Below are 22,517 nucleotides of genomic sequence, written 5' to 3'. Positions count from 1 at the left end.
CCGAGGGGAGCTATGGCCCAAGCGAAGCCGAAGGCAGACGTGCCCATCCAGGTGCTGCTCCGGGAGAACCGGAGGTTCCCGCCGCCGAAGGCGTTCGTGAAGAACGCGCTCGTCAACAAGGCCTCCGTGTACGCCCGGGCGCAGAAGAACTTCGTGAAGTTCTGGGAGCAGCGCGCCAAGGAGCTCCACTGGTTCAAGCCGTGGAAGAAGGGGCTCGAGTGGAAGCCGCCCTACGCCAAGTGGTTCGTCGGGGGCAAGCTCAACGTCGCGTACAACTGCCTCGACCGCCACGTCACGGGCCCGCGCCGCACGAAGGCCGCGATCATCTGGGAGGGCGAGCCGGGCGACAGCCGTGTGCTGACCTACTGGGACCTCTACCGTGAGGTGAACCGGTTCGCCGCCGCGCTGAAGCGGCAGGGGGTCAAGAAGGGCGACCGCGTGACGATCTACATGCCGATGGTGCCCGAGCTGCCGATCGCCATGCTGGCCTGCGCCCGGATCGGCGCAGCGCACAGCGTGATCTTCGGCGGCTTCTCGCCGGAGGCCGTGCGCGAGCGCATCCACGACGCGGACTCCTCGCTGGTCATCACCGCCGACGGCGGCTGGCGGCGCGGCGCGATCGTCCCGCTGAAGAAAAACACCGACGAGGCGCTCCGCGGCGCGCCCGGCGTCAAGACCGTCATCGTACTCAAGCGCACGGGGCAGGCCGTCGAGATGCAGAACGGCCGCGACGTCTGGTGGGACGAGTTTGTCAAGGACGTCCCCGCCCGGTGTCCCGCGGAGCCGATGGACTCCGAGGACCTGCTGTACCTCCTCTACACGTCGGGCTCGACGGGAAAGCCCAAGGGGATCATCCACACGACGGGCGGCTACCTCACCGGCGTCACCGCCACGCACAAGTGGATCTTCGACATCCACGAGGAGGACGTCTACTGGTGCACGGCCGACATCGGCTGGGTCACCGGTCACTCGTACATCGTCTACGCGCCGCTCGCCAACGGCGCCACGACCGTCATGTACGAGGGCACGCCGGACCATCCCGACAAGGACCGCTTCTGGCGGATCGTCGAGAAGTACGGGATCAGCATCATCTACACGGCGCCGACCGCGATCCGGACGTTCATGAAGTGGGGCGAGGAGTTCCCGAAGCGCTGCGACCTCTCGAGCCTCCGGCTCCTCGGGACGGTCGGCGAGCCGATCAACCCCGAGGCGTGGGTGTGGTACTGGAAGGTCATCGGCGGCGGTCGCTGTCCCGTGGTCGACACCTGGTGGCAGACCGAGACGGGCCAGATCTTGATCACGCCGCTGCCCGGCATCACCACGCTCAAGCCCGGCTCGGCCACGCGGCCCTTCCCGGGCGTCGACGCCGACGTGCTCGACGAGAAGGGCAACCCCGCGACGTCGGGGTACCTCGTGATCAAGAAGCCCTATCCGGCGATGCTGCGCGGGATCTGGGGCGACCCCGACCGCTACGTCAAGCAGTACTGGTCGAAGTACGACAACATCTATTTCACGGGCGACGGCGCCAAGCGCGACGAGGACGGCTACTTCTGGCTCCTCGGGCGCGTGGACGACGTCATGAACGTCTCGGGCCACCGCGTTTCGACGATGGAGGTCGAGTCGGCGCTCGTGGACCACAAGGCGGTCGCCGAGGCCGCGGTCATCGGCAAGAACCACGACATCAAGGGCCAGGCGATCGCGGCGTTCGTCACGCTCAAGAGCGGCGTGAGCGCGACGCCCGCGCTGATGGACGAGCTCAAGCAGCACGTCACCAAGAAGATCGGCTCGCTCGCGCGCCCGGACGACATCATCTTCTCCGCCGAGCTGCCGAAGACCCGGAGCGGCAAGATCATGCGCCGGCTCCTGCGCGACATCGCCGAGGGGCGGGCGCTCGGCGACACCACGACGCTCGCCGACCCGAACGTGGTCGCGACCCTCAAGAACAAGTACGAGGAGCAGGAAAGCTAGCTCTCCCGGCGTCTTGCCGCGGCGGTCATCACGCGCTGCGGCAGGGTGCCGATACCACCGATTTCTTGGTGCCGGCACCACCTCTCGCTCTCGTCGCAGGGTCCGGTCTCGCCAAGAATCAACTCGTTAGCCTGTGGGTGTCCTTGGCACAGCCCCTGCACGCAGGACGCCCGAGGTATGAACAGGCTACCCGAGAACGCTGGGCGACATGGTTCCGCTTCTGTTCCTCAACTCATTCGGTCAACGGTGCAATGACCAACAGGGGGGCCAATGCCGGCTAAGGTTCCGCTCAAAGAACTCCGACGGGTCGTCATCGCCGCGTCCGTCGGCAACATCATCGAGTGGTACGACTTCTACATCTTCGGCAGCCTGGCCTCGATCCTCGCGGCCAAGTTTTTCGAGAAGAGCCACCCGGTCGCGGCCTTCCTCAGCACCGTGGCGATCTTCTCGGTCGGCTTCCTGATCCGGCCGCTGGGGGCGTTCCTCTTCGGCTGGCTCGGCGACAAGGTGGGCCGGAAGTACACCTTCATCGTCACGCTGACCGGCATGGGCCTGGGGACGGCGTTCATCGGCTTCGTTCCCAGCTACGCCTCGATCGGACTCGCCGCGGCCTTCATCCTCTTCGCCCTCCGCCTGATCCAGGGTCTCTGCCTCGGCGGTGAGTACGGCGGCGCCATCACCTACGTCGCCGAGCACATCGAGGACGCGAAGCGGGGCTACTACACCGGCTGGCTCCAGACGTCGCCGACGCTCGGCATCGTCCTGTCGCTGGCGATTATCATCGGGGTCCGGACCTATCTGGGCGTCGAAGCGTTCAACGACTGGGGCTGGCGCGTGCCGTTCATCATCTCGCTCCTCCTGGTCGCCATCGCGATCTGGATCCGGCTCTCGCTGGGTGAAACGCCGATCTTCCAGGAGATCAAGGCGAAGGGCCGGACCGCGACCAATCCGTGGCGCGAGGCCTTCCTGAGCAACAACTTCAAGTACGTGGCGATCGCCAGCGTGGTCGTGCTGGGACAGGGGTGCGTCTGGTACAGCGGCCAGTTCTGGGCGCTGTTTTACCTCCAATCGGTCAAGAAGCTCGACGTGCTCACCTCCAGCTACATCATCGGCGCCGCGCTGCTGATCGCGACCCCGACGCTGATCTTCTGGGGCTGGCTCTCGGACAAGATCGGCCGGAAGCCGATCATCCTCGGCGGCATGGCCCTCGCCTCCCTCACGTACTACCCGCTCTACACGGCGCTGGGCGTCTACGCCGATCCCAAGACCCTCAACGCCACGATGGCGGTCGTCATCGTCGTAATCCTGGTCAACTACGTCGGCATGACGTACGGACCGATCGGGGCATTCCTGGCGGAGTTCTTCCCCGGGCGCATCCGCTACACCTCGGTGTCAGTGCCTTATCACATCGGCAACGGCTGGGGCGGCGGTCTCGTGCCCATCATCACCACGGCGGCCTACGCCAAGGCGGTGGAGATGGGCTCCAGCGACCCCCTCTTCTGGGCCCTGGTTTATCCCATCGGGCTTCCGGCGATCATGTTCCTGATCGCCGTCTTCGTGATGCCGGAGACGCGCAAGCACAGCATCTGGACGGAAGGCGCAATAGAGGCCACGCGAGAGGCCACGCGCAGCCGCGCGTGAGCAGTCGAGTCCTGGTCGCCTGACCCGCTCTTGGGTTCCGCTCGAGGGGTGCAGCCCTCGAGCGGAACCCGGAGGTTCTGTCCGCGGTCGTTTTCCGGATCTGACTGAAAGGCCCCCACTCTGCCGTGAAAGTGTCACGAGCCTGGCATTCTGCCCGGAGCCCTGGGGTTCCAGGGATCTGCGTTGGCTGATTTTTCAATGAATTAGAACCCGCATCCATCCGTCCCATGCTCGGCATCTCAATTGCAGCACTCGGTGCAAGTCGCACTGGGAGGGTCACTATGGACAACATTCGGAAGCGGCTAGAGCAGGATCTCCAGATGGCCGTTGGCCGGCTCCGCCAGATGGGTGGGGCCGTGGCGCTCGAAGAGGTGCCTGGGGCGATCGGCGACAACTCCCCCTTCGCCGACGAGGTCGACGAGATCCGGGCGAACGAGGACCGGGAAATCGGGTTCGCCACGCGCGAGCTCCTTGTGGACCGGGTGAACCGGCTGTCCGCCGCGCTCGACCGCCTGAACGATGGCGAGTACGGCACGTGCGTGGAGTGCAGCGAGCCCATCTCTCCCGCCCGGCTGCGCGCGCTGCCGGAGGTTCAGACCTGCGTGCGCTGCCAGGATCAGCTCGAGCGGTTCGGCGGCCAGCGCGGCACGAGCGAGCTTGAGGCCGAGGCCGTCGGCGACGACGAGTAACCCCCCAAGATCACGGGTCGTACGCGGGGCCGGGGAGTATCCCGGCCCCGTTTTTTGTGTAGGCTAGGCGGGTGCGGACCCCGGTCCTGGACCTGTTCCGTCCCGCGATGCGCGCCCTCTGCCGAGTCTATTTCGGCCTGGAGCTGGTCGGCGTCGAGCACATTCCGGGCTCGGGGCCCCTCATCATCACGCCGAACCACCAGACGTACGCCGACCCGCCGCTCGTGTCGATCCCCGTCCGCCGGCGCGTCTATTACATGGCGTGGAGCCGGCTCTTCGAGGTGCCGGTGTTCGGCCGGTTGATCCGCCTCCTCCGCGCGTTCCCCGTCCAGATCGAGTCGGCCGACCCGCGCGCGGCGCGGGAGGCCGTGCGCTTGCTGCAGTCGGGGCAGGTCGTGATGATCTTTCCCGAGGGCGAGCGGACTCTGGACGGCGGCGTGCGGCGCTTCAAGCTCGGGGCGTTCCGCCTGGCGGTGTCGGTCGGGGCGCCGGTCCTGCCGGTGACGATCGACGGCGGCCACGCCGCCTGGCCGCCGGGCCGCGCGTTCCCGCGACCCGGCCGCATCCGCATCACCTACCACCCCCCGATCCATCCCGACCCGGGCCTGGACCCGAAGTTGGCCGCGCGCCGGCTGGCCGAGCAGGCCCACGCGGCCATCAGCGGCGCGCTGTCAGCGGCCGCGACGCGCTAGGTCGTGACAGCGGCGCGCGCCGGGCGCCTCGTGGCCGCCCCCTCGTCCTGGCGGCGTCGGTCGCGATCATGGCGGCGGACCTGGTCCGCATGTCCATCCTGGCGGGGCGACACCTCGAGGCGCTCGAGCTCGTCTTCGCCATCGGCATCGCCGGCCTGATCCTCACCCGCTGGACGCGCCGCGGCGCCAAGCGCGAGATCACGAAGTTCCTCGCGTCGACGCTCGATGCCGGGTCCCCTTGACATGCGCGGCGCCGCGGTGCTTACGTAGGCGCGAGATCCCTCGCAAGGGGGTGCGCCATGGCGACCAAGGTGCGCGTCAACCTCGCGAACGCGCTCGAGCTGCTGGAACTCCCCGGTCTCGGTCCGGCCGAGGTCTGGGCGATCGTCCGCTATCGCGCCGAGCACGGCCCGATCCAGGACGAGCGGCAGCTCGCCCAGACCCTCCCCGGCTGGCGGTTCGACGAGGCGTTCCGCGACCGCCTCGACTTCGAGCCCACCGACGGCACGAGCCCCGAGGCGCCCGGCGCCTAGCTAGCCCGTCCGCTCCTCGACGCGGTAGCCGGCGGCCACGAGCCGCTGCGTGAGCGCGTCGATCTGTGCGCGCCCCGAGGTCTCGAGCGTCAGCTCCACCTGCGTTTCGCCGATCCCGCCGTGCGCGAACGCGCGGTCGTGCTCGATGTGGACGATGTTGGCGCGCTCCTGCGCGATGAGCGCGGTGAGACGGGCGAGCGCGCCCGGCCGGTCGTGGAGGAGCACGCCCAGGCGCACGAGCCGTCCGTCCTTGACGAGCCCGCGCTCGATGATGCGCGAGATCACGGTCACGTCGATGTTGCCCCCGGAGAGGACGAGCACCACGTTCCGCCCGGCCAGGTCGAGCGGCCGGTTCAGGAGCGCGGCGAGGGGGGCCGCGCCCGCGCCCTCCACGACGGTCTTCTCGATCTCGAGGAGCAGGAGGATCGCGTTCGCCAGCTCCTCCTCGTCCACCGTGACGATCTCGTCGACGTACTTCTGCGCGAGCGCGAGCGTCTGCTCCCCGACCTGGCGCACGGCGATGCCGTCGGCGATCGACGAGGCGGCGGGCAGCGTGACGCGGGCGCGGGCCTCGAGCGCGCCCCGCATCGCGGCGAGGGCCGCGGCCTGGACGCCGATCACGCGGACCGACGGACGGTGGGATTTGATCGCGAGGGCGACGCCGCCGATGAGCCCGCCCCCGCCGACCGGCACCAGCACCGCGTCCATCTCCGCGCGCTGCTCGAGGAGCTCGAGGCCGAGCGTGCCCTGGCCGGCGATGACCCGCGGGTCGTCGAAGGGGTGGACGAAGGCGAGCCCGCGCTCGGCCTCGACCTCGCGCGCCCGCGCGTACGCCTCGTCGTAGTTCGCCCCGTGCAGGATGACCTCCGCGCCGTAGCGGCGCGACGACGTCACCTTGATGAGCGGCGCCCACTCGGGCATCACGATCACCGCCGGGATCCCGAGGCGGGCGGCGTGGAAGGCGACGGCGAGGCCGTGGTTGCCCGCGCTCGCGGCGACGACTCCGCGCGCGCGCGCGGCGGCTTCGAGCTGGAGCAGCAGGTTCGCGGCGCCGCGCTCCTTGAACGAGCCCGTCATCTGGAGGTTCTCGAGCTTCACGAAGCAGCGCGCGCCCGAGAGCTCCGAGAGCGTCTGCGAGTAGGGGCAGGGCGTCTCGTAGATCGCGCCCTGGAGCCTGCGCCTGGCGCCGTCGATGTCGGCGAGCTCGAGCATCAGAACGGCACGCGAGGCTCGCCGAGGGCGGGCGACATGAGCGCGACCGGCATGAGCGGCGTCGAATGCGCCCAGCCGGGCCGGCCCCGCCAGTCGAGGAGGATGAGGCCGCCCTGGCCGCCGCCCTCCTCGACGAGGAGGTCCACCGCCACCCGTGCGGCGTAGTCGGGGTCGTCGGCCTCCTTCAGGTAGGCGAGCGCCTGCCGGGCGAGCACGACGCGGATGATCGCCTCGCCGTCGCCCGTGCAGGAGACGCCGCCGAGCGAGCTGTCGGCGTAGGTGCCGCAGCCGATCAGCGCGCTGTCGCCCACACGGCCGGGGAGCTTGCCCGCCATGCCGCCGGTGGACGTGGCCGCGGCGATCGCGCCGTGGCGGTCGAGGGCGACGGCGCCGACGGTGCCCTCGGCGGCCGCGACGGCGCGCTGCCGATGACGCGCGAGCTGGCGCTCGGTCACGAGCGACTGCGGATCGCACTCGGGGAGGCCCTGGGCGCGGGCGAACGCGAGGGCGCCCTCGCCCGCGAGCAGCACGTGGCGCGTGCCGTCCATCACGCGCCGGGCGAGGGTGACCGGGTTCGCGATGCGGCTCACGGCGGCGACCGCGCCGCACCGCAGCCGGTCGCCCTCCATGATGGACGCGTCCATCTCGACGGTGCCCGCCGACGTGAGCACCGAGCCGCGTCCGGCGTTGAAGCGCGGGTCGTCCTCGAGGGCCCGCACCGCCGTCTCCACTGCGTCGAGCGCCGTGCCGCCGCCGGCGAGCACGGTCCAGCCCGCGAGGACGGCCGCCCGCACGCCGGCGCGGTACTCGGCGGCCTCGGCGGAGTCGGCGCCGGCGCCGCCGTGGACGATCAGCGTGGGGACGCGCGCTGGCAGCATGGCCTCCACCGTGTCACAATCCCGAAAGTTTGCAAAGCCCGCTCGACCGCCTCAACGCGCGCATCGTCCGCTGCACCGCGTGCCCGCGGCTCGTGGCCCACCGGGAGGCATCCGCGGCGTCCCCGCCGCGGCGTTACGTGGGCGAGCGCTATTGGGCGCGGCCGCTCCCTGGGTTCGGCGACCCGCGTGCCCGCGTCCTCCTGGTGGGCCTCGCCCCCGCGGCCCACGGCGGCAACCGCACGGGGCGCATGTTCACCGGCGACCGGAGCGGCGATTGGCTCTTCGACGCGCTCCACCACACGGGGTTCGCGAACCAGCCGACGTCGCGGCATCGCGACGACGGCCTGAAGCTCCGCGACGCCTACATCACGGCGGCGATCCGCTGCGCCCCGCCCGCGAACAAGCCGACGCCGGGCGAGATGGCGCGGTGTGAGCCTTACTTGCTGGAAGAGCTGCGGCTCCTGGATCGGGTGCGCGTGGTCGTGGGGCTCGGACGGATCGGCTGGCAGGCCTACCTGCGCGCGCGGCGCGCCCTCGGCCGCCCGCGGCCCGCGCGCCCCCCGGTGTTCGGCCACGGCGCGGCGACGACCTTCGCCGACGGCATCACGCTGATCGCGTCGTACCACCCGAGCCAGCAGAACACGTTCACGGGCAAGCTCACCCGCCCGATGCTCCGCTCGGTGTTCCGCCGCGCGCGCCGCCTCCTCGACCGCACGGACTGAGCGTCCTGGCGTGCGGGAGAGGTCGGGCCGGGAGCTTGCCGAGACCCGTGGCTTCTGCGGATCACGGAAGGCTGACAACGGCGGAGACCGGGCAGCGAAGCGGGCGCGGCGAGTGATCGCGGCGGGGCACGGGCGTGGCGAAAGCCCGGGTGCCCGTGCCCGGTTCAATCGATCAGGTCGGAGGGCAGGCGCGGGCGCTCGGCGACGGTGAGCGTGAGCTCGCGCGTCTGGCCGTCGCGCACGATCGTCACGCGCACGCGCTGGCCGGGCTTGAGCGTGCGCACCTTCGCCACGTACTCCTGCTTGGTGCGGATGGACGTCCCCTGGATCGCGGTGAGGATGTCGCCGCCCAGCAGGTACTCCTCGCCCTGCACGACGACCGACATCGTGCCGCCGCGCACGCCGGCGCGCTCCGCGGGGCTGCCCTCGTGGACCAGCTCGACCAGATAGCCGGGGACCAGGGGCAGCTTGACGACGTCGGAGAGTCGTCCGTCCAGCTCGCGCCCCTCCACGCCGAGCCACGCCCGCACGACACGGCCGGTGTCGCGGAGCTCGCGCAGGATCGCCTTGGCGCTGTTGATCGGGATCGAGAAGCCGATGGACTGCGCCTCCTCGGAGATGAACGTGTTGATCCCGATGACGTTGCCGCAGCGATCGACGAGCGGCCCGCCCGAGTTGCCCGGGTTGATCGGCGCGTCCGTCTGGATGAGCGGCTGCTCGGCGAGGCCCGGCAGGAAGCGGTTCAGGCCGCTCACGATCCCGCGCGTCATCGTCTGCTCGAGGCCGATCGGGTTGCCGATCGCGGCGACCTCGTCGCCCACGCGGAGCTGCGACGAGTCCCCGAGCCGCGCGACCACGAGCGGCGCGGCGGGCTCGACGCGGATGAGCGCCAGGTCGAGGAGCGAGTCGAGGCCGACGAGGCGCGCCGGCGCCTTGCGCCCCGTGTCGAGCGTCACCGTGAGCGTGCCCGCGCCGTCCACGACGTGGGCGTTCGTCAGGATCTGGCCGTCGCGCTCGATCACGACGCCCGAGCCCACGACGGTCTCGAAGCGCCGCTGCGGCTTCGACTTGTTGATCTTCGTCGCCTGGATCGAGACGACCGCCGGCGAGACGCGCTCGTACAGCGTCGTGAACGACTCGGTGCAGGGCTGCGCGGCGGCGACGCCCGGGACGAGGAGGATCAGGAGGAGCAGGGCGGGGCGCCGCATGACCCCGGATGATACACTAAACGGAGTGAGGCGCATCCCCGCGACTCTCCTCGCGCTGACCCTCTCGCTCCCCGCGACGGCGCTCGCCGCGGACGTTGTCGTCGCGACGACGCTCGACAACGGCCTGCGCGTGCTCCTCCTCGAGGACCACCGGAGCCCGATCGTCACCGTCCAGGTCTGGTACCGTGTCGGCTCGCGCAACGAGCTGCGCGGCGCCACCGGCATCGCACACTTCCTCGAGCACATGATGTTCAAGGGCACGCCGGCGCACGGGCGGGGCCAGTTCGCGCGCCTCGTCGAGCAGAACGGCGGCCAGGACAACGCGTTCACCTCGCAGGACGTCACCTCGTACTACGTGAACATCGCCGCCGACAAGCTCGACCTCGTCTTCGAGCTCGAAGCGGACCGCATGCAGAACCTCCTGCTCGACCCGAAGGACATCGAGTCGGAGCGCCAGGTCGTGATCGAGGAGCGCCGCACGCGGACGGAGGACGACCCGGGCGGATTCCTCGGCGAGGAGGTGAGCTCGATCGCCTTCAAGGCCCACCCGTACGGCTATCCGATCATCGGGTGGATGGAGGACATCGGGCGGATCACTCCCGCGGAGATCCGCGCCTTCCACAACGTCTACTACGTCCCGAACAACGCGATCGTCGTCGTCGTCGGCGACTTCCGCGGCGACGACGCGCTCGACAGCATCACGCGCCGCTTCGGCAAGATCCCGCGCGGCGCCGACCCGCCGCCGGTGCTCGCCGTCGAGCCGCCGCCGAACGGCGAGCGGCGCGTGATCGTGCGCAAGCAGGCGGAGCTGCCGATCGTCTACCTCGCGTGGCACGTGCCCAACCAGAAGTCGGACGACGCGGCCGCGCTCGAGGTGCTCTCCACGATCCTCGCCGGCGGGCGCGCGTCGCGGCTCTACAAGGAGCTGGTCTACCGGCGCCAGCTCGCCCTGGACGCCGGCGGCGACTACTCCTACTTCTCGCTGGATCCGAACCTCTTCTGGTTCTGGGCGACGGCGATGCCCGGGCAGACGCCCGAGACGCTCGAGAAGGAGCTGCTCGCCCAGGTGCAGGGGCTCAAGCGCGAGCCCGTGTCGGACGAGGAGCTCGCCCGCGCGAAGAATCAGATCGAGGCGACGACCGTCTTCCAGGAGGATTCGATCCACCGCCGCGCCGCGCTCCTGGCGCGCTTCGAGCTGATCGGCGGCCACCGGCTGAAGGACGCGTTCCTCGCGAAGATCCGCGCCGTCACCGCGGCGGACGTCCAGCGTGTCGCGGGCGCGTGGTTCCCCGAAGACAAGCGGAACGTCGGCATCCTCCTGCCGCAGCCGTGACGGGCGCCGTGAAGCTCCCGCTCGCCGCGCTCCTCGGGCTGCTCGCCGCCGCGCCCGCGGCCGCGGAGCCGCTCGCGCACCGCGAGGTGCTGCCCAACGGCATCGTGCTCCTCGTCGCCGAGCGCCCCGCGATCCCGCTCGTCGCGGTGCGGGTCCTCGTACGGGGCGGCGCCACGCTCGACCCGCCGGACCGCGCCGGGCTCGCGAACCTCACCGGCGCGCTCCTCACGCGGGGCACGGCCAAGCGCGCCGGGCCCGAGCTCGACGCCGCCATCGAGTTCGTGGGCGGGAGTCTCGAGGCCGGCGCGGGCCGCGACGACCTCACGGCGGCGCTCCGCGTGCTCAAGAAGGACCTGACGCTCGGCCTGGACCTCCTGGTCGAGGTCGTCCTCACGCCGACCTTCCCGCAGGCGGAGCTCGAGCGCAAGGTCGCGGAGATCCAGGCGGCGATCAAGCGCTCGGACGAGGACCCCGGCGCCCTCGCGGGGCGCGGGCTGGCGCGGCTGATCTTCCCGAACCACCCCTACGGCGTGCCCGTGGAGGGGACGCGCGAAACCGTCGGCCGGCTCACGCGCGACGACGTCGTCCACTTCCACGCGGCGCACGTCCGCCCCGACGCGGCGATCATCGCCGTCGTGGGTGCCGTCACGCGGGACGAGGCGCGCCGGGAGATCGTGGCGCGCTTCGGCGCGTGGCGACGGCCGTCGAGCCCGCCGGCGCGCGTGCCCGAGGCGACGCCGGGCCCGCGGCCGCGCGAAGAGGCGATCGTGCGGGACCTCACGCAGTCGACGATCGTGCTGGGCCGGCAGGCGGTCCGCCAGGCGCACCCCGACTACTTCCCCCTCCAGGTCGCCTCGTACATCCTCGGCGGCGGCTCGGCCTCGCGCCTCTACTCGCGGGTGCGCGAGGAGGGCGGCCTCGCGTACACCGTGTACAGCTACGTCTCCCCCCAACGCCTCGGCGCGGCGTTCATCGTGAGCGCGCAGACCCGCACGGCCGAGGTGGCGCGCGTGAAGACGATGCTCCGGGAGGAGCTCGCGCGGATGATCCGCGAGCCCGTCACCGCCGCCGAGCTCTCCCTGGCCAAGTCGTACCTGATCGGGAGCTTCCCGCTCCGCCTCGACACGTCCGGCAAGGTCGCCGACTTCGTCACCGCCGTCGAGCAACTCGGGCTCGGGCTCGACTATCCCGAGCGCTACAAGGCGCGGATCGCCGCGGTGACGGCGGCCGACGTCCAGCGCGTCGCCGCCAGGTACTTCGACCCGGACTCCTTCAACCGCGTGGTGGTCGGCAAGGCACCGTGAGGGCGCGCGGGCCCGCGACGGCGGCCCTCGTGACCGCGACGCTCCTCCTGGGGGGCGCGCCGGCGCTCGCGGCGTCGTTCGCGCTCGCGCCGGCGGACCAGGAGGCGGCGCTGCGGGTCGGGCAGCGCTCCGTCACCAACGACGCGTTCGACGCCGAGTGGCGCGTGGCGAACGGTGCGGGCGACAGCGTCATGGTCGTCACGCCCTTCCACCGCCTCGTCATGGCCGGCCGCCACGCGGCGTTCCGGAACGAGAAGCTCCCGCCCGACGAGCCGGCGCGGCTCCTGCGCGAGCAGCAGGACCGGCTCATCGTCCGGACCCAGCTACGCGGGCCGCGTGAGGACTTCGCCCGCTATCTCGCGCCGCGGCTCGTCGTCGGCGAGCGCGAGATCGAGCCCGCGTTCGTCCAGAACGAGCGCACCGCCGGGCGCCTCGAGAGCGGCGCCTACCTCGCGCGGTGTGTCTACGGCTTTCCGACGCGCGACCTCACGGGCCGCTCGCGCGTCCTGCTGATCGTCCGCGACCCCGAGGGCCGCGACGTCAGCCGGTTCACGATCGATCTGGCCAGGATGCGCTGACAGGAGGCCACCGGTCTCGTGAAGCTCCACGGCTGGATCGGCGTCGGCATCGTCCTCGGCGCCGAGGCCGCGCTGTTCGGGGGCTCCGCGGTCGTCGGGCGGTGGTTCACGCCGCTCGTGTGGACCGGGTACGTGCTGCTGCTGGATGCTGTGGTCCTTCGGCTCAGCGGGCGCTCGTACCTGACGACCGACCGCGTCGAGGGCGTGCTCGTCGCCCTCGCGTCGGTCGCGGCCTGGTGGCTCTTCGAGTGGTACAACGCGCCTCGCTTCTGGCGCGGCGGCGCCGACGCGGTCGGCCTCTGGTGGCGGTATCACGGGATGGAGCCGAACCTCTTCCTGCGCCGGGTCGGTTACGACTGGGCCTTCGCGACGATCTTCCCCGCGCTGTTCCTGACGGCGGCGGCGCTGCGCGCGACCGTCTTCAAGCGCGCCCGCGTCAGGCCCTGGCGCCCGCCGGAGAGGGTGCTGCGCGCCGCCGTCGTCGTGGGCGCCGTCGCCGCGCTGCTGCCGCTCGTCGTGGTTTCCGCGTGGCTCGTGCCGCTCGTCTGGACGGGCTGGGCGCTCCTCCTCGAGCCGCTCAACTACAAGCGCGGGCGTCCGTCGTGGCTCGCCGACCTCGCGGCGGGCGACGCCTCTCGCGTGCTCGCGCTCCTCGCGAGCGGGCTCGTGTGCGGCGCGCTGTGGGAGTTCTGGAACTACTGGGCGCTGACCAAGTGGACCTACACGGTGCCGTACCCGCCCGACGTGAGGCTCTTCGAGATGCCGGTCCACGGCTATCTGGGCTTCCCCCCGTTCGCGCTCGAGTGCTTCGCGCTGTACCAGTTTCTCCGCGGGCTGCTGGGGAACGGCAACAGATAGCTCCCAGTCCGACTGCACAGATTCGTGTGCAGGTGCACCGGCGGAAGTGCAGTGCGGCGCTTCGCAGCGGGACGGCGGCGCGACATTTCTAGGATGCCAAGTCGCGCTGATAACTGATGATTCGACCGCGGCTGGGTGCCGCGGCCCGCCTTAGCACACGGCTTGCCTCGATATTGCGGCCCTTATGTTGCCCGATGGTCGCGATCTCGGGAGGTGCCACGCCGCCAGGGCGGTCCTCGTGGCGATCGTTGCCCTGCTGGCCGGGGCCTCCGCGGCGAGGGCCCAGCCTGGCACGCGCTGCGTCAACCCGACGGACCCGACGTGCGGGGACGCCATCGTACCCGTGCAATCTTCCCGGAACCCGCGCGTCCGGTTCGGCATCGCGCTGGCGCTGTGCCTGTTCGCCGGCCACGCGCATGCCGGGCAACCGATCACGGCGCTGGCGCCGACGGCGGTCTTTGCCGACGGATTCCGTGAGCTGCGCGGCATCGTCGTGGACGCGCAGGGGAATGTCGTCGTCGCCGACCGGGACACGGGCACGCTGACGCGCATCACGCCCGGCGGGGTCCGCGCCGTGGTGGTCACCGGGCTCGAGCGGCCGGTCGGCCTGGCCCTCGATCCCGCGGGACGCCTTCTGGTCGCCGAGGAGAAGGCCGGACGCGTCGTGCGGGTGGAGGCCACCGGCCGGCGCACGCCGGTCCTCGTCGGCGTCAAGCAGCCCCGCTGGCTGGCCGTGCGCGAGGACGGCACGCTGTTCGTCTCCGCGCGCCGGCTCACGCGCGACCGCGACGCGGAGCCCGACGACGAGTCGGCCGAGCCCGAGATGATCCTGGCGCTCTCGCCGGCGGGCCAGCTGACGGTCTTCGCCGACGGCTTCAAGCACCTCCAGGGTCTCGCCCTGAACCACGCGACGCTGTTCGCGGCCACGCAGGGACGCCGGGGCGACCGGCACGCCGCGGGCGTAGTGTTCCAGATCCCCATCCTCGCCGATGGTAGCGCCGGCCCGCCCCTCGTCTTGGGTCCTGCGGACGAGTTCAAGAAGCCCGTGGGACTCGCGCGCGACCGTCTAGGCGCGCTCTACCTCACCATGCGAAAGCTGGACTTCGACGACGACGACGCGCATCGCACGGTCGGCAAGCTCCACCCTGACGCGCACCTGACCCTGTTCGCGGCGAAGCTCAAGCAGCCCGCGGGCCTCGCTTTTGATCCGAGCGGCAACCTCTACGTAGCCGACGGCAAGCGCGTGCTGCGGTTCCTGGCGCCCCCCGTGCCGAGCGTGAGCACGCCGCTGTTCACGAACCGGTCGCCACTGGCCGTGACGGGGACAGCGCACGCGGGGGCGGCGGTCGACCTGTTCGTGAACGACGCCGCCACGCCGGTCAACGTGATCGCGGACGCGACCGGGGCCTTCGCGGCCCAGCTGACGCTGGCCCTCAACACCCGGAACACGCTGGAGGTGTTCGCGACCGCTCACGGGGGCGACGGGCTCACGTCGCCGCCGGCGGAGGCGACGGTCGTCGACGACAACATCGCGCCGGCGTTGAGCTTCCAGGCACCCCCGGCGGGTGCGTGGGTGCGCGAGACGGTGACGGTCAGCGCAGCGGCCGGCGATAGCGGGAGCGGGGTGGCCACGGTCACCCTGGGCGTCGTGGCCGGGGCCGGGACCCCGACGCAGCTGCTGTCGGTCTCACTGAGCCCGCCACTTCCAGCCCCCTCGACCTCGGCGACGGCCGCCTGGGACACCCGGAGCTTGAGAGACGGCATCTCCTACACGCTCACGGCCACCGCCGCCGATCGCGCCGGGAACACCACGGCCGCGACGCGCGTCGTCATCGTGGACAACACGCCGCCGACCGCGCAGATCACCGGAGGGTCCGCCGGTACGGTGCAAGGCACGACCGCGCTCTTCACCTTCACGGGAGCGGACAACCTGACGCCCGTGGGCAGCCTCCAGTTCGCGTGGCGCCTGGACGGCGCGATGTGGTCGGCGTTCGCCCTGGATACGACCGCGACGCTGACGGGGCTCACGCCGGGCAATCACCTCTTCGAGGTGAAGGCGCGCGATCTGGCGGGGAACGAGAGCCTCGCACCGGCGCAGCGGACATTCACCGTCAGCAGTCTGCAGATCACCATCACGTCGCCCGGGAACGGGGCCACCGTGCCGGCCGGACTCCTGCTCGTCCGGGGGACGGTGGACGCCGGTGGCGCGGAAGTGGGGGTGACCGTGAACGGCGTGCCTGCCGCCGTGCAGGGCACGAGCTTCGTGGCGCAGGTGCTGATCACCGCCGACACGACTGGCGTGACCGCCGTGGCGACCAGCGCCGCCGGAGCGACCGCGCAACAGACGATCGCGGTTATAGTGTCGACCGCGATTCCGGCGGCGCCGTTCACGCTGGGTGCGACTCCGCCCGCGGGCGTGGCGCCGCTGACCGTCACGTTCGAGGTCACCGGCGGCCCCATCGGCCACGTGGATCTGGACGCCAACGGGGACGGCCTGCCGGATCTCAGCTGGACCGGGCCAGGCACGCAAGTATTTGCCTATTCGCGGCCAGGCGTCTACGTGGCGACGGCGACCATCAGGGATCCGCTCGGGAATGCCTTCACCGCACAGACAATCGTGCAAGTCCTCGACCTACAGGCGACCGACGCGCAGCTTCAAGCCAAATGGGCCACGCTTCGCAATGCGCTCGCTCGAGGGGACGTCGAAGCAGCGGTTACCGTCGTGGTCGATGGCCAGAAGGACAAGTATCGTGGCGCGTTCCAGCGGCTCGGCCCTGATCTCCCCACGGTGGCGAGCACCCTCCGCGACATTCGACTCGTCTCGTTCGATGGCGTGATCGCCGCCTACGCGACGACGCAGGATCGGGACGGGGGAACGTTTGTGCATTTCCTCTATTTCATGCAGGATCTCGACGGAGTCTGGAAGATTGTGGCGATGTGAGCCGGTCCCTGTGATGACTGCGCTTGGCTGGGTGGCCCTGGGCCTCGCGCTTGTTTGCGCCGGCGTGGGAGACACGACGGCGGATGCCCAGGGGATCGACTACGTCTCGCCCGTGATTCGAGGCAGGGTGCTCGCGGACGAGACGGGCCAGCCGCTCGCCGGCGTGTCGGTCCTGGCCTGGTGGCGGGACCCTCGTATCGCGGACTCACTGCTCTTCGCGAACACTCTGCGCGCTGTGGAGACGGAGACTGCCGGAGATGGAACCTTCACGATCGCGGCGTGGGAGCCGAAGGCGCTGCGAGCCCCGGTCAGCAAGGATTCGCCGGGGCTCATATTCTTCGTGGCGGGCCGGGAGCCCACCGACTTCAACGGGGGACAACTGAAGTCGGACAATCGATCTATCGAGATCCGGATGCGCGCGGCCAGCGAGGAGGCTGAGGCGCGCGCGAAGAAGCTCACCGAGCTCCTCAATGGTCTCCTCCACATATGGGCCCCGCTCCGTGATCAGCCGACGCCCCGGATGCTGACGGCGCTCGACAGCGAGTGGCAGACGCTGCCCGCGGAGCTGAGGAAAGAGACGCCGACCGTGATCCCATGGTTCGAGTGGGCACTGAAAGAGCTGCGCGCCGGAGGCGGATGATGCGAAAGCGGGCGCTTCTGCCGCTGGGCTTGCTCGTCTCGCTCGTGATCGCTACGACCTGCGAGTCCATCGAAGGCATCGTGCCGCCGTTCTACTCCGGGAAGGAGATCCGGGCGACGGTGGTGGATGCGGCGACGGGACAGTCGATCGAGGGCGCGGTCGTGGTGGTGGTATGGGAACTCAGAACAATATCTGGCGAGGGGCCCCGCCTTCAGGTGGTCGAGGCGCTGACCGACGCGCAGGGGGTGTTCGTCACTCCCGCGTGGGGTCCGAAGCTCCGCCCCCCGTTGGCCCACGCCGCGAATAATTGCCCATTCCTGATGATCTTCAAGAGTGCGTACGTGCCGGTCGAGCTGCACAATGCCTCGAAGCGAGACTTCGCCCGCTTGCGGGCGATGACGAAGCTGACGGCCGCTCAGATCGACTATCGGCGGCCCGGCATCGATGGGAACCCCTACGACAGCACGCAGGAATCGCTCTGGGACGGTATGGCGATCAGGGTCGAGCCGTTTCGGGGCACACCAGAGGATTGGTTTCGGCACCTGGAGAACATCAGAATCTCTGCCGGCTGGCGCGACGTAGGCCGCATGAGACGCTTTTACGAGGCGCTGCGCGCTGAACGCGAGTACTTCAAAGCGCGTCGGGTAGATCCAGATAAGATCCTCCCGGATCTAGTGGAATCGTTCTTCATCAATATCGACAATCAGTTGAAGCGTGCGAGGGCAAACTAATGCGGCGATCCTCACTCTTTTGGGCTTCATGTGCGGCGATCACAATGACGTATGCGGTGCCGAGCCTCGCGTATGAGACGCCAACGCACGACCGAATCACTCGATCGGCCTTCGCGCAATCTGTTCTCAGGAGGGGGTATCTGCAAGAGCAGCTGGGCTTGAGCGTGACGACGCTCTTCGCGTCAACTGAGGGTGAATCGTTCACCCCGGAAGATTGGCTGGCAACGGGCAGCATCCGTGAAGACGACAACAATTTCATTTCGTTGAATCCCTTTCGGTATCGTCATCATTTTTACGATCCCGTCTACGACCGAGGCCTCACGGGCAACTTCCGCGGCAGTCCGGTGAGCGTTGGACGCCGAGCCTTCGAGTGGGCGCTGGAGGATCCCGACCAGATCAGCGGCCAAGACTTCTCCTGGCGCGAAGCCCACCGTTATTTCCTCAATGGCCTGACCGCCAGCTCGCCACGCGACCGGGAGGCGGCGATGGCGTCGACCTTCCGGGCGCTCGGCCAGGTCATCCATCTCATCCAGGACATGGGCGTGCCCGAGCACACGCGAAACGACTGGCATGCAGGAGTGATCCCTCCTTCGTTTCCGTTCGGGACGCCAAGCGTCTTCGAGCATCAGATCAACGAACGCCGGACGACACTTACCTACAGTGGATATTCGTCTCCGCAGTTCCCGCACCTCCGCCATTTCTGGACCACGGGCGACGGCCGCGGCCTCGCGGAGTTCACCAATCGTAACTTTGTTAGCAAAGACACCAACTTCACCGAGGCGGTGGACGGCAATACCGGCCGTGACAACTTCGGGAGGCCGTACCCTCTTCCGCGCCTGGATCTCTCGCTGCGCACAGATGTTGACGTCGCCTCACCCGATGCTCCGGCGTGCTCCGCAGCGGCAGGATTGTCGGGTAAGGTGACGTTCTTCGGCAATGACGTGAGCGATGTGGTCACGGGCGAGGTCATCCGAAACAAATATCTGACGACGTACTCCCTCTTCGACGATGGGTTGAAGAAGAAAGGCCAGCCGGGCGTCTTCTCCCTGAACTTCTGTACCATCGACGCGGCGGCGGCCGTACTTCTGCCCCGCGCGACCGGCTACTCCGCGGCGCTGATCGACTACTTCTTCCGCGGCAAGCTCGATGTGGACCTCGTCCCGGCGGATCCCACCGATCCGTCGATCGTGCGGGTCACGGGGACAAACGCCGCGCAGAACGACGCGCTGGTCGACGGCGAGATCGGCCTCTACGCGGACGATCTGAACGGAAAGCGCACGCCCGTGGCCGCTCTGGATCCGGTGGCGATCAGCAGCGTCCCCGCAGCGGGGTCGATCACCTCCAGTCGGTTTCGCCTGCCGCCCGACGCCGAGAGGTTCATGGTCGTATACAAGGGCACCCTCGGCAACGAGCTCAAGCAGGCGAACCAGAACAACCCCGGCGCCGTGATCGGCAAGGTGTTGGGAGGCGTGCGCGTCGAGGAAATCGTCAACGACGGCACCCTGTGGAAGCTCAGGACGCCCAAAGGTATCTTCGGCCTGACGACCCCGTCGGGCTCGCAGACCGTCCCGCTCACCGTCGCCCAGTACGAGGTTGTGAAGTGGGGGGATACCGACAGCGCGCTCGTCGCGCGCACCCGACTGGACGCCGCCCAGCCCACTGTCGTCGTGTACGACGTCCCGCGCAAAGCAGGCTCGGCCGAGCTCGACATCCCGGCCGGCGCGACCGATCTCGTGCTGACGCAACGCAAGAGTGTGGCGTTCCCGTCCACGGCGCAGCTCACGACGGTCAACTTCACGCAGACCGTGGCGTATCGCCAGCACATGGCGCGGGCCGATGCGACCGCGACATTCACCTGGAGCCAGAATTTCGGCTCGTACCAGTTCAGCGGCTCGAGCTTCAGCGGGTACACGTTCCAGGTGGTGTACGAGCAGACGATTCCGTTCACGCAGAGCTTCCCGGTGATCCTCGACATCCGGCACAACTCGGACGTCGGGAGCGTCTTCGACCCGTACTACTGGCAGCTCCAGGACATCAGCGTGGACGCCGGCGGCCGCCCGCTCGGTCTGGTCGTTGTCTATCTCGACAGGCCGACCGTGGCGTCTGCGACGGTGCCCTTCTTCAGATTGAGTCAGCAGGGTGGTCTCGAGCAATCCACCACGAAGACCATCTCGCCGTACTTTCCCGAGCAGATCGCGCCGCTGCTCTGGGCGCTGGTGGACCTCGAGCGGGGGACGGTGGTCGCCTCGACCGCCGGGCCGGTCGTCACCATCAATTCGCAGGTGGTGGACGATGCGCTGGACACCAGCTGCTGCGTCGGCAACACCACGTTCTGGGTGCACTACACGGTGACGTACGGCGGCAGGGGCCCGGCGGACCGCACCGAGCAGAGCTCGTCCTCCAGCGGCGTGTTCGGCCTCAGCCCGGGCCAGACGCTCGGGAGCGTCACGGACGTCACGCTGCCGGCGAACGGCGAGCAGAGCCTGGGGCTGGACGGCTGGCTCCGCGGGGATCTGCGCGACGCGATGATCGCGCGGGGGCGGTACACGATCCAGCCCGTGAGCACGCCCTTCGACGTGCTGTTCATCGAGCAGTGCGACACCCAGAGCGTGTGCAGCGCCTTGCGCATTCACCAGGCGCGAGGGGGAGCGGCGCAGCGGTTCCCCGGGCAGCTTCTCGAAGCCCGCCGCCCCCGGCCCGTCGCCGGGAACGAGCGCCTGGTGTTCCTCTCGCTCGCCTGGATCGACGATCTGATGGGCACGTTCGGGTACCTGGGGGATCTGCTCGTGTGGGATCCCGATCTCGCGCGCGCGCAGTTCATCGGCGCGACCCTGGACGTCGGCTTTCACGACATATGGTCGGCGACGGGCTCGGCCGCCCTGGTGACGTTCTACTACACGGCCGGCGGCTATGGCACGCTGCTCTACGGCTTGGATCCGGCGCAGGCCCCCGCCGTCTTCCCGAGCGTCGATCTCTCGGGGCCCTACACGCTGCTCGAGCCGAGCTATCTCTACAGCACGGCGGATCTGAAGTTTCATCGCACACTGCCGGCACTGGACCCCACCGCGCTGCCGGCCACGCTCGCCGGGGGCGGGAGCGTCACCGGCGACTACCACGCGCTCAAGCTCCCGTAGGAAACAGATCGAAGCGCCGGTGCTATAATCCGCTGCGCTAATCCGACGACGGAGGTCACCCGATGAAAGCCGTTCGCATCCACAAGGCCGGCGGTCCCGAGGCGCTCACGTACGAGGACGTGCCCGAGCCCACGCCCAAGGCGGGCGAGGCGATCGTCAAGGTCGAGGCGGCGGGGGTGAACTACGTCGACGTCTACCAGCGCAGCGGCCAGTACAAGCTCGAGCTGCCGATCACGCTCGGACTCGAGGCCGGCGGCACGGTGACCGCGGTGGGCCCGGGGGTGACCGAGGTGCAGGTCGGCGACAAGGTCGCCTATGCGGGTGTGCCGGGCGCGTACGCGCAGTACGCCGCCGTGCCCGCCCAGCGCCTCGTCGTGCTGCCGCAGGGCGTGAGCACGCGGCAGGGCGCGGCGGCGATGCTCCAGGGGATGACGGCGCACTACCTGGCGTGCTCGACGCATCCGCTGAAGTCGGGCGACACGGCCCTGGTCCACGCGGCGGCGGGCGGTGTCGGGCTCCTCCTCTGCCAGATCGCTCGGATGCGCGGGGCGCGCGTCGTCGGCACCGTCTCGACGGACGAGAAGGCCAAGCTCGCGCGCGAGGCGGGCGCCGACCAGGTCATCCTCTACACGAAGCAGGACTTCGAGGTCGAGGTGAAGCGCATCACGGGCGGCAAGGGCCTGCAGGTCGTCTACGACTCGGTCGGGAAGACGACCTTCGACAAGGGGTTCAACTGTCTGGCGCCGCGCGGGATGATGGTGCTCTACGGCCAGTCGAGCGGGCCCATCGGCGCGTTCGATCTGCAGATCCTGAACCAGAAGGGGTCGCTCTTCCTCACGCGCCCGAGCCTCGTCCACCACACGGCGACGCGCGAGGAGCTGCTCCAGCGCGCGGGCGAGGTGCTCGGCTGGATCCGCGACGGCAAGCTCCGGCTCCGGACCGAGTTCGAGTTCCCGCTGAAGGACGCGGCCGAGGCGCACCGGGCGTTGGAGGGACGCAAGACCACGGGCAAGGTTCTCCTGATTCCCTGAGCGCGCCCTGAGCTAGAATGATGGCCGGAGGTGCGGCCATGCGAATTCACGCCTTGACGGCGTTGCTCGGAATAGTGCTCGTCTCCCTGCTCGTGGTGGATGCCGGAACCGCCTGGGCCCGCGCGACGGGCGGCGGCAGCCGCGGCTCGCGCTCCTACTCGTCGCCCGCGAAGCCCGCGCCGTCGCCGGTGGCGCCGGCGAACCCGGCGCCGATGCCCTCGCAGCCGAATCGGCCCGGCATCTTCGGCGGGCTGATGGGCGGTCTCGCGGGTCTGGCGCTCGGCGGCCTCATCGGCTCGATGCTCTTCGGCGGCTTCGGCGGCGGCTTCGGGGGTGGCATCGGCTTCCTCGAGATCCTGCTGGTGGTCGGCGGCGCTTTCTTCCTGATACGCATGCTCCGCGCGCGACGGAGCGAGCCCGCGCC

At 69.8% G+C, this 22,517-nt stretch carries 20 protein-coding genes; 17 read left to right on the top strand and 3 right to left on the bottom strand.

Annotated features, from left to right (window positions below):
* Positions 1–12 precede the first annotated feature (12 nt).
* The 6 genes from acs to VKG64_10655 all read left to right on the top strand — a co-directional run bounded on the left by acs (position 13) and on the right by VKG64_10655 (position 5,523).
* Positions 13–1,968 (top strand): acetate--CoA ligase, encoded by a 1,956-nt coding sequence (gene acs / locus VKG64_10680; GenBank protein HKB25508.1) that lies wholly within the window; start codon positions 13–15, stop codon positions 1,966–1,968.
* Between the two features lie 270 nt (positions 1,969–2,238).
* Positions 2,239–3,609, top strand: a complete 1,371-nt coding sequence (locus VKG64_10675; protein ID HKB25507.1) for an MFS transporter — start codon at positions 2,239–2,241, stop codon at positions 3,607–3,609.
* Between the two features lie 356 nt (positions 3,610–3,965).
* Entirely contained in the window at positions 3,966–4,298 is a 333-nt protein-coding gene (locus VKG64_10670) for a TraR/DksA family transcriptional regulator (GenBank protein HKB25506.1), read from the top strand.
* Positions 4,299–4,369: 71 nt separating this feature from the next.
* Positions 4,370–4,990: a lysophospholipid acyltransferase family protein gene (locus VKG64_10665; protein ID HKB25505.1), complete on the top strand. Its 621-nt coding sequence runs from the start codon at positions 4,370–4,372 to the stop codon at positions 4,988–4,990.
* 68 nt (positions 4,991–5,058) lie between these two features.
* Positions 5,059–5,232 (top strand): hypothetical protein, encoded by a 174-nt coding sequence (locus VKG64_10660; GenBank protein ID HKB25504.1) that lies wholly within the window; start codon positions 5,059–5,061, stop codon positions 5,230–5,232.
* A 57-nt stretch (positions 5,233–5,289) separates the two neighbouring features.
* Entirely contained in the window at positions 5,290–5,523 is a 234-nt protein-coding gene (locus VKG64_10655; protein HKB25503.1) for a helix-hairpin-helix domain-containing protein, read from the top strand.
* On the opposite strand, the gene VKG64_10650 is transcribed toward VKG64_10655, so the two are convergent.
* Positions 5,524–6,735 (bottom strand): threonine ammonia-lyase, encoded by a 1,212-nt coding sequence (locus VKG64_10650; GenBank protein ID HKB25502.1) that lies wholly within the window; start codon positions 6,733–6,735, stop codon positions 5,524–5,526.
* Positions 6,735–7,613, bottom strand: a complete 879-nt coding sequence (locus VKG64_10645; protein ID HKB25501.1) for an isoaspartyl peptidase/L-asparaginase — start codon at positions 7,611–7,613, stop codon at positions 6,735–6,737. The genes VKG64_10650 and VKG64_10645 overlap by 1 nt, the downstream gene beginning before the upstream one ends.
* Positions 7,614–7,642: 29 nt before the next feature.
* On the opposite strand from VKG64_10645, the gene VKG64_10640 reads away from it, so the two are divergent.
* Complete coding sequence (locus tag VKG64_10640; GenBank protein HKB25500.1) at positions 7,643–8,335, top strand: uracil-DNA glycosylase; 693 nt, start codon at positions 7,643–7,645, stop codon at positions 8,333–8,335.
* A 164-nt stretch (positions 8,336–8,499) separates the two neighbouring features.
* On the opposite strand, the gene VKG64_10635 is transcribed toward VKG64_10640, so the two are convergent.
* A complete protein-coding gene (locus VKG64_10635) occupies positions 8,500–9,543 on the bottom strand; it encodes a trypsin-like peptidase domain-containing protein (GenBank protein HKB25499.1) in 1,044 nt (347 codons plus the stop codon).
* 25 nt (positions 9,544–9,568) lie between these two features.
* On the opposite strand from VKG64_10635, the gene VKG64_10630 reads away from it, so the two are divergent.
* The 10 genes from VKG64_10630 to VKG64_10585 all read left to right on the top strand — a co-directional run.
* The gene (locus tag VKG64_10630) at positions 9,569–10,876 is read left to right on the top strand and encodes a pitrilysin family protein (GenBank protein HKB25498.1); all 1,308 of its coding nucleotides are present in this window, start codon (positions 9,569–9,571) and stop codon (positions 10,874–10,876) included.
* Positions 10,873–12,180: a pitrilysin family protein gene (locus VKG64_10625; GenBank protein HKB25497.1), complete on the top strand. Its 1,308-nt coding sequence runs from the start codon at positions 10,873–10,875 to the stop codon at positions 12,178–12,180. Before VKG64_10630 ends, VKG64_10625 begins: the two co-directional genes overlap by 4 nt.
* Positions 12,177–12,758: a hypothetical protein gene (locus tag VKG64_10620; protein HKB25496.1), complete on the top strand. Its 582-nt coding sequence runs from the start codon at positions 12,177–12,179 to the stop codon at positions 12,756–12,758. Before VKG64_10625 ends, VKG64_10620 begins: the two co-directional genes overlap by 4 nt.
* Before the next feature lie 18 nt (positions 12,759–12,776).
* A complete protein-coding gene (locus VKG64_10615; protein ID HKB25495.1) occupies positions 12,777–13,616 on the top strand; it encodes a hypothetical protein in 840 nt (279 codons plus the stop codon).
* A 238-nt stretch (positions 13,617–13,854) separates the two neighbouring features.
* A complete protein-coding gene (locus VKG64_10610; protein ID HKB25494.1) occupies positions 13,855–16,557 on the top strand; it encodes a hypothetical protein in 2,703 nt (900 codons plus the stop codon).
* Between the two features lie 31 nt (positions 16,558–16,588).
* Positions 16,589–17,197 (top strand): carboxypeptidase-like regulatory domain-containing protein, encoded by a 609-nt coding sequence (locus VKG64_10605; protein HKB25493.1) that lies wholly within the window; start codon positions 16,589–16,591, stop codon positions 17,195–17,197.
* Positions 17,194–17,928, top strand: a complete 735-nt coding sequence (locus tag VKG64_10600) for a hypothetical protein (protein ID HKB25492.1) — start codon at positions 17,194–17,196, stop codon at positions 17,926–17,928. Before VKG64_10605 ends, VKG64_10600 begins: the two co-directional genes overlap by 4 nt.
* A gap of 164 nt (positions 17,929–18,092) precedes the next feature.
* Positions 18,093–21,062 carry a hypothetical protein gene (locus VKG64_10595; protein HKB25491.1) on the top strand — a complete coding sequence of 990 codons (2,970 nt, stop codon included), beginning with the start codon at positions 18,093–18,095 and terminating at the stop codon, positions 21,060–21,062.
* A 62-nt stretch (positions 21,063–21,124) separates the two neighbouring features.
* On the top strand, positions 21,125–22,093 hold the full coding sequence (locus VKG64_10590) for a quinone oxidoreductase (GenBank protein ID HKB25490.1): 969 nt from the start codon (positions 21,125–21,127) through the stop codon (positions 22,091–22,093).
* 38 nt (positions 22,094–22,131) lie between these two features.
* Positions 22,132–22,517, top strand: a 386-nt coding sequence (locus VKG64_10585; protein HKB25489.1) for a Tim44 domain-containing protein, incomplete at its 3' end; no start/stop codon positions are given.

Source organism: Candidatus Methylomirabilota bacterium (genome assembly GCA_035260325.1).
GTDB lineage: Bacteria > Methylomirabilota > Methylomirabilia > Rokubacteriales > CSP1-6 > AR19.
This window is presented reverse-complemented; position numbering and strand designations above follow the sequence as displayed.